General features: G+C 57.1%; 15 protein-coding genes. 11 read left to right on the top strand and 4 right to left on the bottom strand.

Going from position 1 to position 14,274, the window contains the following annotated elements:
- The first annotated feature begins 78 nt into the window (after positions 1–78).
- Positions 79–435, top strand: a complete 357-nt coding sequence (locus GRX64_RS17195; RefSeq protein ID WP_166269014.1) for a hypothetical protein — start codon at positions 79–81, stop codon at positions 433–435.
- A gap of 1 nt (position 436) precedes the next feature.
- Here the strand turns inward: GRX64_RS17195 and GRX64_RS17190 are convergent, their stop codons facing one another.
- Positions 437–1,354 (bottom strand): LysR family transcriptional regulator, encoded by a 918-nt coding sequence (locus tag GRX64_RS17190; RefSeq protein ID WP_166269013.1) that lies wholly within the window; start codon positions 1,352–1,354, stop codon positions 437–439.
- A 138-nt stretch (positions 1,355–1,492) separates the two neighbouring features.
- On the opposite strand from GRX64_RS17190, the gene GRX64_RS17185 reads away from it, so the two are divergent.
- The 5 genes from GRX64_RS17185 to GRX64_RS17165 are packed head-to-tail and all read left to right on the top strand — an operon-like array spanning position 1,493 to position 6,139.
- Positions 1,493–2,704 carry an acyl-CoA dehydrogenase family protein gene (locus tag GRX64_RS17185; protein ID WP_166269012.1) on the top strand — a complete coding sequence of 404 codons (1,212 nt, stop codon included), beginning with the start codon at positions 1,493–1,495 and terminating at the stop codon, positions 2,702–2,704.
- A 21-nt stretch (positions 2,705–2,725) separates the two neighbouring features.
- Complete coding sequence (locus GRX64_RS17180) at positions 2,726–3,541, top strand: SDR family oxidoreductase (protein ID WP_166269011.1); 816 nt, start codon at positions 2,726–2,728, stop codon at positions 3,539–3,541.
- 41 nt (positions 3,542–3,582) lie between these two features.
- Positions 3,583–4,647, top strand: coding sequence for a phosphotransferase family protein (locus tag GRX64_RS17175; protein ID WP_166269010.1), 1,065 nt, complete (start codon positions 3,583–3,585; stop codon positions 4,645–4,647).
- Positions 4,647–5,336: a histidine phosphatase family protein gene (locus GRX64_RS17170; protein WP_166269008.1), complete on the top strand. Its 690-nt coding sequence runs from the start codon at positions 4,647–4,649 to the stop codon at positions 5,334–5,336. Before GRX64_RS17175 ends, GRX64_RS17170 begins: the two co-directional genes overlap by 1 nt.
- A 32-nt stretch (positions 5,337–5,368) precedes the next feature.
- Positions 5,369–6,139: an SDR family oxidoreductase gene (locus GRX64_RS17165; RefSeq protein ID WP_166269006.1), complete on the top strand. Its 771-nt coding sequence runs from the start codon at positions 5,369–5,371 to the stop codon at positions 6,137–6,139.
- Positions 6,140–6,444: 305 nt separating this feature from the next.
- Here the strand turns inward: GRX64_RS17165 and dacB are convergent, their stop codons facing one another.
- Positions 6,445–7,974, bottom strand: a complete 1,530-nt coding sequence (gene dacB / locus GRX64_RS17160; protein ID WP_166269004.1) for a D-alanyl-D-alanine carboxypeptidase/D-alanyl-D-alanine endopeptidase — start codon at positions 7,972–7,974, stop codon at positions 6,445–6,447.
- Positions 7,975–8,668: 694 nt separating this feature from the next.
- Between dacB and GRX64_RS17155 the strand changes: the two genes are divergently transcribed.
- Positions 8,669–9,439, top strand: a complete 771-nt coding sequence (locus tag GRX64_RS17155; RefSeq protein WP_166269002.1) for a glutathione S-transferase N-terminal domain-containing protein — start codon at positions 8,669–8,671, stop codon at positions 9,437–9,439.
- A 53-nt stretch (positions 9,440–9,492) separates the two neighbouring features.
- Here GRX64_RS17155 and dkgB read toward each other — a convergent pair whose 3' ends face one another.
- Positions 9,493–10,302 carry a 2,5-didehydrogluconate reductase DkgB gene (gene dkgB / locus GRX64_RS17150; protein ID WP_166269000.1) on the bottom strand — a complete coding sequence of 270 codons (810 nt, stop codon included), beginning with the start codon at positions 10,300–10,302 and terminating at the stop codon, positions 9,493–9,495.
- 198 nt (positions 10,303–10,500) lie between these two features.
- Between dkgB and GRX64_RS17145 the strand changes: the two genes are divergently transcribed.
- A complete protein-coding gene (locus GRX64_RS17145) occupies positions 10,501–11,490 on the top strand; it encodes a zinc-dependent alcohol dehydrogenase family protein (RefSeq protein WP_166268998.1) in 990 nt (329 codons plus the stop codon).
- A gap of 50 nt (positions 11,491–11,540) precedes the next feature.
- Positions 11,541–11,954, top strand: coding sequence for a GFA family protein (locus GRX64_RS17140; protein ID WP_166269292.1), 414 nt, complete (start codon positions 11,541–11,543; stop codon positions 11,952–11,954).
- 53 nt (positions 11,955–12,007) lie between these two features.
- Here GRX64_RS17140 and GRX64_RS17135 read toward each other — a convergent pair whose 3' ends face one another.
- Entirely contained in the window at positions 12,008–13,135 is a 1,128-nt protein-coding gene (locus GRX64_RS17135; protein WP_166268996.1) for a PQQ-dependent sugar dehydrogenase, read from the bottom strand.
- 151 nt (positions 13,136–13,286) lie between these two features.
- Between GRX64_RS17135 and GRX64_RS17130 the strand changes: the two genes are divergently transcribed.
- Positions 13,287–13,502: a dodecin gene (locus tag GRX64_RS17130; RefSeq protein WP_166268994.1), complete on the top strand. Its 216-nt coding sequence runs from the start codon at positions 13,287–13,289 to the stop codon at positions 13,500–13,502.
- A 5-nt stretch (positions 13,503–13,507) separates the two neighbouring features.
- Positions 13,508–14,260 (top strand): ZIP family metal transporter, encoded by a 753-nt coding sequence (locus GRX64_RS17125; RefSeq protein ID WP_427901670.1) that lies wholly within the window; start codon positions 13,508–13,510, stop codon positions 14,258–14,260.
- The last annotated feature ends 14 nt before the right edge of the window (positions 14,261–14,274 follow it).

The raw sequence follows: 14,274 nt of genomic DNA, 5'->3' as shown, positions 1-14,274 counted from the left end.
TTAGCGAGTGCCTTACCAGGTGCTTAATCGCCAATCATGGCGCCAGAATTAAGCTGGGTGTCGAGGAGTGATGAAAGAGTGATCTATCGAGTCGTTACCGTCGCCGGCGCCATTGTACTGGTTGCGATGTTGTTTCTCTTATTGTGGCTTTTCTGCCGATATTTTCTGGCCCGCCACGGTGTGGTTAACAACCTGTCCGATCGCTCAATGGTACTTGCGACCTGGACCTTTACCGGAATCAGTCTTGGTTTGGTCTTCGCGGTCGTAGGGGCCTTTGTGCTGGGACCTTGGGCATTCTACCGCACCCTCCGCGCGCACGATTTGCCATTGTCCGATGCTGCGGCCGTGGGTTGGGGGCTGGCCATCGTAGTGGCCGCGCTCGGTATTACCCTGCTGGCCTTTGCAGCGCTGTTGTTCGCCGTGGGCGCGATCTGAGTCAGTCGGTTGGCTCTGTGTCATCGCCGGCAACGGAATGCAGTTGCTCCCGAAACCAGATCAGTGCAGGCTCCTTTTCATAAGGTCTGTGCCAATACAAATGCACATCTATGCCTGGCAATTCAACGGGTGGCGTCAAAATCTGGATGCTCGCATGTTCGGCAATCATGCGGGCGTAGGTTTCCGGCATGGTCAGTAGCAAATCGGTTTTTTCGACCACCCGGCAAGCGGCGTAATAATGCTGGCACCTGAGCCGGATGCGTCGTTGTACCCCCAGCCGCGACAACTCGAAATCCTCAATACCCGGTCCTTCCGCGCGCGACGATACCAGCACATGCTGTGCTTTCAGGTACGCCTCCATTTCCAGTGGCTTGTCAGCCAGCGGGTTCTGGTCCCGGGCGATGACCACCAGTCGATCTTTGCGGAGCAATTCGTGGGCGGTCTGATCGCTGATCGGCAACAGGACATCCACCGCATAATCCAGCTTACCGGCGGCCAACTGGGTTTCCATGTCCCGGCGGGCAATGCGCTGGCTAACGATTTCAATGTCCGGGTAACCGTCCAGGCAGCTCATCAGCCGGGGCAGGAACGTCGACTCCAGTATATCCCGCAGTGCCAGTGAATAAGTTTTACGCTGACTGGCGGGATCAAAGGCATGGAACTGGTTCACCGCACTCTGAATCTGTGTCAGGCCGGGGCGCATCGACTCGGCAAACCGTCGGGCCAGGGGGGTAGGCACCATCTGATTGCCCTGGCGGGTAAACAGCGGGTCGTCAAAGTGTTCGCGTAACCGTGCCAGCGAATGACTGACGGCGGGCTGCGTCAGGTGGAGCGCGCGGGCTGCACGCGTCAGGCTGCCTTCCCGGAAAATGGTGTCAAACACGTGCAGCAAATTAAGATCGAGTCGATTCAGCGCCATACCCAAGCCCGTTCATAGAATAAGTAATGCTAATGATAAATGATAAGAATAATTCAGTCGCGTAATAGTTAGAGCAACTCTAGACTGGTCGCATTATCGGTGGTACCGATTCCAACTTTACCGGCGGGGAGCATGACTATGGACTTTACCATCTCAACAAAAGGTCAGGATTATCTCGATCGCGTCAAAGCGTTCATGAAAGATGAGATTTTTCCCGTCGAAGATGCTTATTACAAAGAACTGGCGGCCCGGGACAATCGCTGGGTGGTGCTGCCCATTATTCGTGAACTCAAAGAGAAGGCCAAAGCCCAGGGCCTCTGGAACATGTTTTTTCCAGACGAGACGCACGGCTGCGGACTGTTGAATTCAGATTACGCGCTGATCGCTGAAGAGACCGGGCGCAGTTTTATTGCGCCGGAAATTTTCAATTGTAATGCACCGGATACTGGCAACATGGAAGTCCTCATTCACTTTGGCTCAGACGCGCAAAAAGCCGAGTGGTTGCCACGACTGATGAGTGGTGAAGTTCGCTCCGCCTTCTGTATGACCGAACCTGGTGTGGCCTCATCCGATGCCACCAACATGGCGGCAACGGCGGTGGTCGAGGGCGACGAGGTTGTGCTCAATGGCCGTAAATGGTGGAGTACGGGGATTGGTCACCCCGACTGTCAGGTCGCTATTTTTATGGGCCTGACCGATGGCGATGCGCACAAACACCGCCAGCACTCGATGGTGCTGGTGCCTCTGGACACCCCAGGCATCAAGGTTGAGCGTATGTTGCCTGTGTTCGGTGCCTACGATGAGCCCTATGGCCACGGTGAAGTCAGCTTTACCGACGTGCGGTTGCCCAAGAGCGCCATCATCGCCGGGCCGGGTCGTGGTTTTGAAATTGCCCAGGGACGCCTTGGCCCCGGTCGGGTTCATCACTGCATGCGGGCGATCGGAGCGGCCGAACGGACACTGGAGCTGTTGATTCGTCGGGCGATTAGCCGGGAGGCGTTCGGTCGCCCGATCGCAAAGCTGGGCGGCAACCCGGACATCATTGCCAATGCCCGCATGTCGATTGAGCAGGCTCGGTTGTTGACGCTTAAGTGTGCCTGGCTGCTCGATACCAAAGGCATCATGGGGGCACTCAGTGAAGTGTCGATGATCAAGGCCGTGATTCCGCAGATGCTGCAAGCCATTGTAGATCAGGCAATTCAGATTCACGGCGGCGGCGGTGTCAGCGATGAAGACTTCCCGCTCACTGGGCTATTTGCTTACGCCCGGGCGTTGCGCCTGGCTGATGGTCCGGACGAGGTACACCGTGCGATGGTGGCTCGTCTGGAGCTGAAAAAATACGCGAAATAATGTTTGAAATGGGGTAACGACATGAGTCAACGAGTATTTATCACCGGTGGTGCCAGTGGACTGGGCCGTGCGCTCGCACTGGCGTACGCAAAGACCGGCGCCAAAGTCTGTATTGGCGATATCAATCCGGAACAGGGCGCCGAGGTCGAAACCGAAATTCGCCAGCAGGGCGGCGAAGGCTACTTTGTCCGTTGTGATGTGCGGCGGCTGAAAGATCTTGAGCAGGTCCGGGATGATCTCGAACAGAAGTGGGGCGGGGTCGATGTGGTTGTCAACAATGCCGGCGTGGCTTCGGCGGGGACCATTGAAGAATCCACCCTGGCGGATTGGGAATGGATTCTCGACATAAATGTCATGGGCGTGGTGCGAGGCTGTAAAGCGTTTACGCCATTGTTCAAAAAACAGGGTGCCGGTGCGTTCGTCAACATTGCCTCGATGGCGGGTTTAATGCTGGCACCGTTGATGAGCAGCTACAATGTTTCCAAGGCGGGGGTGATCGCGCTGTCGGAAACGTTGAGCCAGGAACTCCGGGATTACGGCATTCACACCAGCTGTGTTTGCCCGGCGTTCTTCCAGACCAATCTGACGCAGTCCATGCGTTCCGACATTGCCGGCATCCAGCAAAATATCAACAAACTGATGAAGCGCTCCACCATCACCGCGGACGACGTCGCGAAAGATATCATCCGTTCCGTTAACGCCGGTGACTTCTGGGTCCTGCCGCATGCCAAGGAGCGCCGATTGTGGATTCTTAAACGACACGCACCCTGGGCGTTTGATTGGCTGATGCATAAGGAAAGTAAGCGCTGGATGACAAAAATGGGCGGATCGGCCTGAAGGGTCGAACCGGTGAAATGACAGAATAAGGAGAGTCCGGAATGACGCAGATTGATCAGGCCATCGACATCCGCGAGGGTGAGGAGCTCGACGCTCACACCGTGGACCAGTTCATGAAACAGGCCTTGCCGGATCTGAGTGGTGAACCGTCCATCCGTCAATACCCGGGAGGCGCGTCCAATCTCACTTATCAGGTTGATTACGGCGACCGTTCCTACGTGCTGCGGCGACCGCCCTTCGGTAAAATAGCCAAGTCCGCCCACGATATGTTGCGTGAAGCCAAGGTGATGCGGGCGCTTAAGCCGGTTTATCCCTATGTGCCTGACATCATTGCCATTTGCGACGACCACGATGTGCTGGGTTGCGATTTCTATGTCATGGAACGGCTGCAAGGCATCATCCTGCGCCAGGATTTCCCAACGGATTTGGAACTGGATGCAGGCGATACCCGCAAGCTGTGCCTGAATGTGATCGACAAGCTGGTGGACTTGCACCGGGTCGATGCGCAGGCTGCTGGCCTGGATCACCTGGGCAAGGGGCCGGGTTATGTGCAGCGCCAAATTGGTGGTTGGAGCGATCGTTTCCGCAAAGCCAAAACCGACGATGTCGGGGATTTCGAGGCGGTGATGGCGTGGCTGAACGACAAGATGCCAAACGACATTGCCCAGTGCGTGATTCACAACGATTTTCGCTTTGACAACGTGGTGCTGAATCCCGACAACCCCTTTGAGGTGATCGGGGTGCTGGACTGGGAAATGGCGACGATTGGTGATCCGCTGATGGATCTGGGCAACAGCCTGGCCTACTGGATCCAGCAGGACGACGATGCGCCGTTTCACATGCTGCGGCGCCAGCCCACCCATCGTCCCGGCATGCTGACTCGCAAGGAAGTGGTCGAATACTACATGGCCAAATCCGGGTTCCGGGTTGAACGTTTCGATTTTTACGAAATCTATGGCTTGTTCCGATTGGCGGTGATCGTCCAGCAAATCTACAACCGTTACTACCATGGCCAGACTCAGGACAAGCGCTTTGCCGCTTTTGGTCAGGCCGCGCAGTACCTGGAACAGCGGTGTCTGAAACTGATTAGAGCAAGTGACCTGTAATGGCCAGCCTCTATTTAATTCGTCATGGCCAAGCCAGTTTTGGCAAAGACAACTACGACCAGTTGTCCGAGCGCGGCTGGGAACAGGGTCGCGTGCTGGGGCGCTGGTTATCCGGCAAGGTGCTGCCCGGGGCGGTCGTCGGCGGCAATTTGCAACGACATCGCGAAACCGTTGAAGCGATGGCGAGTGGCTTTGCCGGAACGTTGCCCGGCATGCAAGCCATCGCGGGCTTTGATGAATTTGATCACAATGAGGTCATTGAACGTTTTCGGCCCGAGTGGGCTGACCGTGCCGTTATGGCCCGCGATCTTGCGGCGTTCCCGAAACCCGCACGCGCCTTTCAGGAAGCCTTCGTCAGGGCCGTTGAACGTTGGGCCGGTGGCCATCACGATTCGGAGTACACCGAGACCTGGCCGGCCTTCAAGCTGCGGGTTCAAACGGCGCTGCAGGCGTTGATTGAGTACGCTGATGGGGCCGATGTGCTGGTATCAACCTCCGGTGGCCCGATTTCAGTGATCGTACAGATGTTGCTGGAGTTGTCCGATCGTAAGGCGTTGGCCCTGAATGAGGTCATTGCCAACACCAGCGTGACTCGGGTGCTGTATTCCGGTGCCCGCCGGAACCTATCCGTGTTCAATAATTACAGCCACCTGGAAGCGGAAGACCCGGCCCTGGTGACGTTTCGATAATACGCGACCCGCAAACAAACCCTGGAGAAGACATGAGCAACAAAGATCTGTTTGATCTGTCCGGTAAAGTGGCCCTGATTACCGGTGCCAGTCGTGGTATTGGCGAGAGCATTGCGCGCACGCTGGCAAACTATGGCGCCCACGTCATCGTAAGCAGTCGCAAACTGGATGGGTGCGAGGCGGTCGCCAGCAGCATTCGGGAAGCGGGCGGCAGTGCCGAGGCCTTTGCTTGCCATATTGGCGAGATGGATCAGATTGATGCGGTCTGGGCGCACATTGAGGCGACCCACGGCAAACTCGATATTCTGGTCAACAACGCGGCCACCAACCCGCACTTCGGACCGATTGAGACAACCGACGTCGGTGCCTTCCAGAAAACCGTCGACGTTAATATCCGGGGCTATTTCTTCATGTGCTCCAAGGGCGCGCAACTGATGAAGAAAGGCGGCGGTGGAGCGATTGTCAATGTCGCGTCGGTCAACGGTGTCGCGCCTGGACATTTTCAGGGCATCTATTCAATCACCAAAGCCGCGGTCATTTCCATGACCAAGGCGTTTGCCAAAGAGTTGGGCCAGCAAAATATTCGGGTGAACGCCTTGTTGCCGGGGCTGACTGATACCAAGTTCGCCAGCGCGCTGACCACCAACGACAGCATCAAAAAGCAGGCGCTGACCCATATCCCCATGCACCGCATGGCCGATCCGGATGAAATGGCGGGCACGGTACTCTATCTGGTTTCGGGCGCTTCCAGCTACACCACTGGCACCTGCATCAACGTCGACGGTGGCTACCTGACCGTTTGATGGTGGTGATGGAAAAAGTTCATCGTGTATGGTCTGGAAGCACAGCTGTGTCCGGCCTGGAGAGCCAACACCTACCGTCCGAATGGTTTGGTAGCCGACTGCTTAGCTTCGCAGGGCTCGCCGGGGCCCTGAAGGCAACGGTAGGCCGTAAGCCGACTGCGAAGCCGAAGCGTCGGCCATGTTTGCTGACCGCAGCGGTCAGCGACTGCACTTTCACGTCGACCCTCGATGAGCCGTAAAAAAGCCAGCTACAGTAGAGCTGGCTTTTTTTTGCCGTTTAACCCGGCCGGACCAGTATCGATAATCTATTGAATGGTCGATGTGGTCGGGGCTTGCGACAGTGCGGTCCCCACCGGCGGCGAGTAATACAGTGAGTAGAGAACGCGGTCCAGCAGCGCCTGGCCATTCCAGGCCGGAGAGTGATTGATCATGCCCACGATGACCCAGGTGGTGTCGGTTTTGTCGCGGGTGAAACCGGCGATCGAGCGTACGTCTTCAAGAGAGCCGGTCTTGATTCGGCCCTGACCTTCCAGTGCGGTATTGCGCAACCGCCGGACCATGGTGCCATCCATTGCGATCAGTGGCAGCGAAGACATCAGATCGGCGGAATAGGGGCTGTTCCAGGCATCTTGTAGCACTTGTGCGGTTTGCCTTGCGGTCACCCGTTCGAACCGGGACAGGCCGGCGCCGTTCTCAATCACCATGCCCCGCGAGCTGATGCCCTTGTCTGCCAGCCACTCATAGATCATGCGAATGCCGGCAACCCGGTCGTCCTCGTCACCCTCCAGACGATTTTCGGCACCAATGGTCAGCAGCAACTGCCGCGCCATCACATTGCTGCTCCATTTGTTGATGTCCCTGACCAGGGTGACCAGATCCGGTGAGGTGGTTCTCATCATCAGACGGGCATCTTCCGGCGTGCTGGCGTAGCGTTCGTCGCCAGTCAGCAGTCCGCCCATCTCTGCCCAGACAGACCGTATCAAAGCAGCGCTGTAAGCCTTGTGGGACATCAGCGATAAATAGGTGGTCGTGCGGCAACCCTCAGGCAAGGTACCATTTACGCGCACTGTGACACCTTCGTCTTGATGAAATATCGGCTCCCATTCAAAACGCCGTCGCGACGGGCAGGGCGCGGACTCGGTCGCGGTTATACGGTTGTCGATTCTGACCGCCTTCAGTGCCGGAGTGCTCCAGGCCTGGGTGCCGCGTTCATCGGCCCGTACCTGCAGGTGTACCAGATTCAGGTTGGTCAGATACGCCGAAGGCTCCACCAGAAACGGTGCGTGGGGATTGTCGCCATTGTCGTCAAATACCGGCAGACCGTCAGGTAAATGGAAGTAATCGCCGTCCAGCACCAGGTCGCCATCGATGGTATCGACGCCCATGCCCCTTAACTCACGCATGACACTCCAGAGGCGTTCCATGGTCAGTTTCGGGTCGCCGCCGAATTTCACGTACAGATCACCCTCGAGCGTACTCCCGGACAGCTGGCCATCAGTATAGAAGCGCGTCTCCCAATGGTGGGTGGGGCCGAGAATTTCCAGCGCCGCGTACGTGGTGATCAGCTTCATGATGGAACCGGGATTCATCAACTGATCCGCATTGATGTACTGCTCGATGCCAGGTCCGTTGAGAGGAATGGCCACAACGCTGAGGCCCTCCTGATCATGAAGCGATTTATTGGCGTGAGACAGAACCCTGCCACTCCAGGTCTTGCTTGGCTTGGTGTCTGACGCCTGGGCGGATAACGGAACCGCTGCCAAACAAGCGGTAAGAAATGCGCCTTGTAGCAACCGGGGAAAAAGAAAAGCAGACGTGTTGCTACGGTTGCGCATAGAAAAAACCCAATGGAAAAAACAAGTGCATTAACGATAGCTCATATTTGTCTCGGAAACTATGTGGAAAAGCTCTACATGACGTTAAAAAGTGCCAGTAGAGTCGTTGTTTGTACTGAGGTTTTGTGACGGAATGTAAGCGTGCTTGGGAATCAAGGGCTTACCGTGTGGTCTCTGTAAAAAAGTGACTATCGGCGACTTGGGTCGTGCGTTTTTTAGTCAAATTGACGGTATTCAGGCCATGGTGATGAAGGCGGAAATGCGGTCCATAAGAAGTGGGTCCGTTCAACATCGATGACCGGGACCTCAAAGTAGGTGCGTGCAGAGTCGTTTCCGGCATCGGTTTCCACAACAACAGGAGCGTGTCATGATCGGCGCCCCGATCGGACGGGCTAGTGCCAAGGTGATGGAATGGTGGTTTCACAAATAGACACCGTATGGCTTCGGTTAGAATCGGCAACGCCAGTGGGCGCGTCACTGGCACGACCATCATCGGTACCCCCGCCGACACGGTTTTATGGATGAAGGTTACGGCCAACCCCAGTGACAACGGGGGCATCACACAATCTTGGTTTGCCATTATTATGGGCCCCGGGCGCCCATGCAGGCATGCCGTCAGGTCTGGACAATGGCCAGACAACCCAATCAATCCGTCTCGGTGCAATGATCACTCATCGTCAAAAGGCTGGAATACATGTCGAATGCATTAACACACAATCTCAGTGTCTTGGGATCCGTCGCCACGTCGTCCTTTGCTGGCTGGCGTGGTTGCTTGGTGGTCAAATCTGCCCCACAGCCTGAAAAAGCCCTGATCCTTTATGATATTGAAGCGTGCCCCTACTGTCGTAAGGTTCGGGAGGCGCTGACCGCACTGCACCTGGATGCGGACATCCGGCCCTGCCCCAAGGGTGGCCGGCGTTTCAGATCTGAGGCAGTCGATCGGGGAGGTAAGGCGCAGTTCCCGTTTCTGGTGGATGAGAATACCGGCCAGATGCTTTACGAATCCGGTGACATCGTGACCTATCTGTTCGATCAGTACGGTAACCGGCCGGTGCCCAAGACGTATCGTTCCCGGGTTTATCAGCCGGCGTTGGGTTCGGTGGGCTCTGCCGTCAGCGGGCTGCGCGGCTTGCAAGCCCGTCAGGCGCTCGCGCCGCTTCAGCCATTACACTTGTGGAGTTTTGAGGGCAGCCCGTTTTCGCGGTTGGTTCGGGAGCGCCTGTGCGAGCTCGAGATTCCCTACACGGTCCACAATCTGGGCAAAGAACACTGGACCGAGATGGGCCCGGCGACCCAGCGCATCAAACCGGGCCCCTACACGCCGGTTCCCGGTGGTAAGCGAGATGCTTTTTATCAGGTTCACAAACGTGTTCAGGTGCCGTATCTGGAAGACCCAAACACGGGTGAATCGCTGTTTGAATCCGCACGTATTCTCGCTTACCTCGAGCGCGAATACGTAAAATAGGGATCAGGCAGCGGGGCGAACGGTGGCAGATCGCCCGCCTGACGCCCTGCCGATCAATCCCAGGCGGGGGCGAAGTCCGGGTTGGCGATACGTTCGCCCCGGTCCAGTGCATTGATGGACGCTATTTCCTGTTCGCTCAGAGTAATCTTGCGCGCATCCAGGTTGGCTTTCTGGTGTTCCGGTCGCGTTGAGGACGGAATAGCCACCACCTGTCTTGCCAGCAGCCAGGCGATTGCAATCTGCGCGGGTGTCGCATTACGCTCCCTGGCAATGTGCTGCAGGGTTTCATCTTTCATGACCCTGCCCACAGCCAACGGCATGTACCCGGTAACTGGAATGCCCAACTGCTGAGCGTGCGCCACCACCTTGGTATTGGCAAAGAATGGGTGCACCTCGACCTGATTGGTGAAGATCGGCGTATCACCGAGTATGGTCTTGGCCTGATCCATTTGGGCGCAGGTGAAGTTCGAGATGCCGATATGGTCGGCCAGCCCTTCGCGTTGCGCATCCCTCAGTGCTGACAGGTACTCGTCCATGGGCACTTCGTCACCGGGGGACGGCCAGTGAATCAGTACCAGGTCGACATGGTCGGTTTTCAGGCGTTTCAGGCTGTCCGAGAGGCTGCTCATCAGGTCGCTGGCCCGCAGGTTGTCGTGCCAGATTTTGGTGGTCAGAAAAACCTCATGGCGCGGAATGCCGCTGGAGGTGATACCGTCGCCCACTTCCGCTTCATTGCCATACATCTGGGCCGTGTCAATATGGCGATAGCCCAGAGAAAGTGCACTCTTGACTGCCTCCCGGGCCTGGTCACCCTTGAGTCGAAAGGTACCCATTCCAATGCTCGGAAGTGTATCGAATGGCATAGTGTCCTCCTTCAAAGACCTGATGATTCCATCTATACGGTGGTGTTTCGAGCCCCGTTCTTCAAGCAGTAAATACGAAAGAATGTCTATTTGTCATTCCTCACCATCGGGCTGGCCGAATTCACCCTGTCACGCGGGTAACGGAGGCTCTAAGCTGTACACCACAGCAAGACAAAATCCATAACGGAGTCAAATCAGATGCTAAAAGCCCAATACGACAAACGTGGCCCGGTGCCTCACGAACACATTCAGGCGGTGCCGTTTGAAAAGCCCGAATTGGACAGTGGGCAGGTGCTGGTCGAGGTGATTGCATCGCCCATCAACCCCTCCGATGTGCTGACGCTGACGGGCGAGTACGGCATGCTGCCACCACTGCCGGCCGTTGGTGGCAACGAGGGCGTTGGACGGGTTGCCGAGCTGGGGCCCGACACCAAAGGGCCTGGCGTGGGACAAACGGTGCTGTTGCCGGTTGGTATTGGTACCTGGGCCAGCCACGTGGTCGCCGATGCCCGGAAATTGGTGCCACTGCCGAATGAAGCTGACCCCCGGCAGTTGGCAATGATGACCATCAATCCGCCCACCGCATTGTTGATGCTGTCTGAATTTGTCGAGCTTAACGCCGGAGACTGGGTAATACAGAATGCCGCCAACTCGGGCGTCGGCAGCTACCTGATTCAGTTGGCAAAGATCAAAGGCTACAAGACTGTTAACGTCGTGCGCCGGGAATCTGCCATTGAGGGTGTGAAGGCCCTGGGTGGTGACGTGGTATTGGTGGACGGTCCGGATTTGCAGAAACGGGTGCGTGCAGCTGTCGGTGACGGCCAGATCCGTCTTGCGATCGATGCGGTCGGCGGCGCCTCAACCGATCATATAGGTGACTGCCTGGCTGAGGGCGGCACCCTGGTGAACTACGGCATGATGAGCGGGCAGCCGTGTCAGGTGTCGCCCCGAAACATTGTGTTTCGCAATGTCACGGTGAAAGGGTTCTGGCTCGCCAAATGGTTTGAAAATGCCAGCCAGGAACAGCAGATGAGTGTATTTGGTGAACTCACCCAGCTCATTGCCACCGGCAAGCTTCAGGCCAGGATCGAGGCGGAGTATGATGTCGCCCAGATCAAGGACGCGGTGGCTGCAGCGGCAGCCGGTGAGCGGGACGGCAAGATTCTCATTGTCCCCCGGCATGGCTAGTCAGTAAGCCCATAAGCCACCGCACAAACATTCCGACCGGAGAATCGATGATGTTGACAGGTCAATGCCTGTGCGGTGGTATCCGCTTTGAGTACGAAGGGCCCTTGGGGCCAATTGCCCTGTGCCACTGTAGCCAGTGCCGCCGCGCCCATGGCAGTGCGTTCTCGGCCAGTGCGCCGGTTCAAAAGCTCAAGTTTCGCGTGATTGATGGCGAGACGCTGATTCGAGAATACGAGTCGCGCCCCGGTAAATACCGCGCATTTTGCGGGGCCTGTGGTAGTCAGCTTTACAGTCGGGTCGACGCCATCAGCGGAATATTACGTCTGCGGGTCGGGGTGATTAACGAGCCCTTGGGCAAACAGCCCGCCGCCCATGTGTTTGTCGGTTCAAAAGCGGATTGGTTTAAGATCACCGACGCCATTCCCCAGTTCGAAAAACTGGAACGTACCAACGATCCCCACTAGTTGCCTCATCCCCAGCGATTGCTGCAGTGGGTACCGGGGTATCCGGCGGCAATCTAGTGAGCCGGCACCAGCCTGAGCACTTTGCCATTGGACTCGTCGGTCAATAACCACAGGTGCCCGTCGGGCCCCATCCGCACATCCCGAATCCGTTTGCCAAAGTCCGTCAGCAGGTCTTCTTCGACGATGACTTGCTCGTCAATGATCTTGAGCCGGACCAGTTTCCGCATTTTAAGCGCCCCGACAAACAGGTCGCCCCGCCAGGCCGGAAAATCGCTACCGGTATAGAACGCCATACCGGACGGCGCAATGGACGGATCCCAGTAGTGGAGGGGTTGTGCCATTCCTGGCAACGCCGTTTTGTCGGTAATGGGCACGCCGCTGTAATCGATGCCGTAAGTGATGGTTGGCCAGCCATAGTTCGTGCCCGGGCGCAGGATGTTGATTTCATCGCCACCGCGGGGTCCATGCTCGTGGCTCCAGATCACTCCGGTTTCCGGGTGGCGGGTCATGCCCTGGATATTGCGGTTGCCGTAAGTGAAAAAGGTGTCCTGGACCTGGTCGTCGTCAAGAAACGGATTGCCCGGTGCCGGTTGACCGGCCAGGGTAATGCGATGCACGCCGCCAGCGTCATCCCGGGTGTTTTGCGCCCGCGGCTTATCGCCGCGATCGCCGACGGCAATATAAAGATTTCCAGCCTGATCAAAGGCCATGCGGCCGGCAAAATGCCGGCGAGTGCCAGAGCGCGGCCTGGCTTCGAAGATCACCTCAACATCGCTTAGGGCGCCGTCCCGGTAGGTGGCTTTTGCCACCCGGGTCGTCAGGCCCGCGGAATTTTGATGGGCGTAGCTCAGGACCAGCAATCGATTACGCGAAAAGTCCGGGTGCAGCACGACGTCCAAAAGGCCTCCCTGGCCGACCGATATCAGGTCGGGCAGGCCGGTAATCGGCGCATCGACCAGCGTGTTGTCTCGTAACAGCCGCAAACGCCCGGCCCGCTCAGTGATCAGTTTGTCGCCATTGGGCAGAAAGGCAAGGCTCCATGGGTGGTCAAGGCCCTCGGCAACCGTTTCGAGCCTGAAGGTGTGGTCCTGCGAGGAATATGTGGTCGCCGCCATTGTTGCTGGCGTGTTGAGCATTAGCGCTGTTACGAGTGCGCCAACGCCAGCCTGAAGTCTGTTCATGACGTTGCTCCCTGATCGGTTGTTCATAATGGATCGTTTAAAGCGTCCGTTCCTGAGTTCAAGGCACAGATTACCCCGACCGTCCGCTTGATTGAAATACCCGCTGAATGCTGTGCCATACTTCTGCGGTAGGACACTCAAAGGAGCGGTTATGTCAGATCATCACGTGTATAAAAAAGTGGAAATCGTCGGTTCGTCCCGCACCAGTATCGAGGACGCCATCAACAACGCCATTACCGAATGCAGTAAGAGCATCAACAACGTGGAGTGGTTTGAAGTACAGGAAACCCGTGGCCATGTAACCAATGGCCAAGTCGGGCACTATCAGGTGGTGCTGAAAGTAGGTTTTCGGATCGAGGGCAGTTGAGCACTATGATGACGTCGCTGGCCCCGATGGTGCTGATGGCGACGGTGGCTGGGGCGGCGATTCCCGCGGGCGCTTTACTGGCTCGGATTGAGAACCTCGGCCCTGCCTGGCTGGAAAAAGAATTTCGCCACAGTGTCATCGCATTCGGGGGTGGGGCGCTGTTATCCGCAGTGGCATTGGTGCTGGTGCCGGAAAGTGTGAATGCGCTCAGTACGGCCTGGATTGCACTGGCGATGATCAGTGGCGGGCTGCTGTTTGGCTTGCTGGATGCCGCTTTGGCGAAGGCAAAAGGTTCGGCTTCGCAGCTGATCGCCATGCTCGCGGATTTTATACCGGAAGCGATGGCGCTGGGTGCGATGTTTGCCGCTGGCGGCAACGGAGCGATGTTGTTGGCGCTGCTGATTGCGTTGCAAAATCTGCCGGAGGGGTTCAATGCCTTCCGGGAAATGACTGCTACCGAACAGCCTGCGCATTTTCATCGCAAACGAACCGCCCAGGGCATGAGCGCCATGCCGGTGTTACTGATGTTTGTGTTGTTGGTGCCGTTGGGCCCGCTTGCCGGCCTTGCCGGGCATTACTGGTTAGCTTCCCACCCCGCCGTCCTGGGGTTCATCATGCTGTTTGCGTCGGGCGGCATTCTATATCTGGTGTTTCAGGACATCGCCCCTCAGGCACGCCTGGAGAAACACTGGGCGCCATCGTTCGGGGCAGTACTGGGCTTTTTGTTCGGTGTGATGGGGCACATTTATTTGGGCTGATCCACTCACGCAGG

Origin of the sequence: Marinobacter caseinilyticus (genome assembly GCF_011074955.1) — a bacterium.
GTDB lineage: Bacteria > Pseudomonadota > Gammaproteobacteria > Pseudomonadales > Oleiphilaceae > Marinobacter > Marinobacter caseinilyticus.
This window is presented reverse-complemented; position numbering and strand designations above follow the sequence as displayed.

Excerpts from the sequence above, each read along its gene's own strand:
- GRX64_RS17190 (WP_166269013.1), bottom strand. The coding sequence starts at position 1,354 with ATGGCGCTGAATCGACTCGATCTTAATTTGCTGCACGTGTTTGACACC.
- GRX64_RS17185 (WP_166269012.1), top strand. The coding sequence starts at position 1,493 with ATGGACTTTACCATCTCAACAAAAGGTCAGGATTATCTCGATCGCGTC.
- GRX64_RS17180 (WP_166269011.1), top strand. The coding sequence starts at position 2,726 with ATGAGTCAACGAGTATTTATCACCGGTGGTGCCAGTGGACTGGGCCGT.
- GRX64_RS17175 (WP_166269010.1), top strand. The coding sequence starts at position 3,583 with ATGACGCAGATTGATCAGGCCATCGACATCCGCGAGGGTGAGGAGCTC.
- GRX64_RS17170 (WP_166269008.1), top strand. The coding sequence starts at position 4,647 with ATGGCCAGCCTCTATTTAATTCGTCATGGCCAAGCCAGTTTTGGCAAA.
- GRX64_RS17165 (WP_166269006.1), top strand. The coding sequence starts at position 5,369 with ATGAGCAACAAAGATCTGTTTGATCTGTCCGGTAAAGTGGCCCTGATT.
- dacB (WP_166269004.1), bottom strand. The coding sequence starts at position 7,974 with ATGCGCAACCGTAGCAACACGTCTGCTTTTCTTTTTCCCCGGTTGCTA.
- GRX64_RS17155 (WP_166269002.1), top strand. The coding sequence starts at position 8,669 with ATGTCGAATGCATTAACACACAATCTCAGTGTCTTGGGATCCGTCGCC.
- dkgB (WP_166269000.1), bottom strand. The coding sequence starts at position 10,302 with ATGCCATTCGATACACTTCCGAGCATTGGAATGGGTACCTTTCGACTC.
- GRX64_RS17145 (WP_166268998.1), top strand. The coding sequence starts at position 10,501 with ATGCTAAAAGCCCAATACGACAAACGTGGCCCGGTGCCTCACGAACAC.
- GRX64_RS17140 (WP_166269292.1), top strand. The coding sequence starts at position 11,541 with ATGTTGACAGGTCAATGCCTGTGCGGTGGTATCCGCTTTGAGTACGAA.
- GRX64_RS17135 (WP_166268996.1), bottom strand. The coding sequence starts at position 13,135 with ATGAACAGACTTCAGGCTGGCGTTGGCGCACTCGTAACAGCGCTAATG.
- GRX64_RS17130 (WP_166268994.1), top strand. The coding sequence starts at position 13,287 with ATGTCAGATCATCACGTGTATAAAAAAGTGGAAATCGTCGGTTCGTCC.
- GRX64_RS17125 (WP_427901670.1), top strand. The coding sequence starts at position 13,508 with ATGATGACGTCGCTGGCCCCGATGGTGCTGATGGCGACGGTGGCTGGG.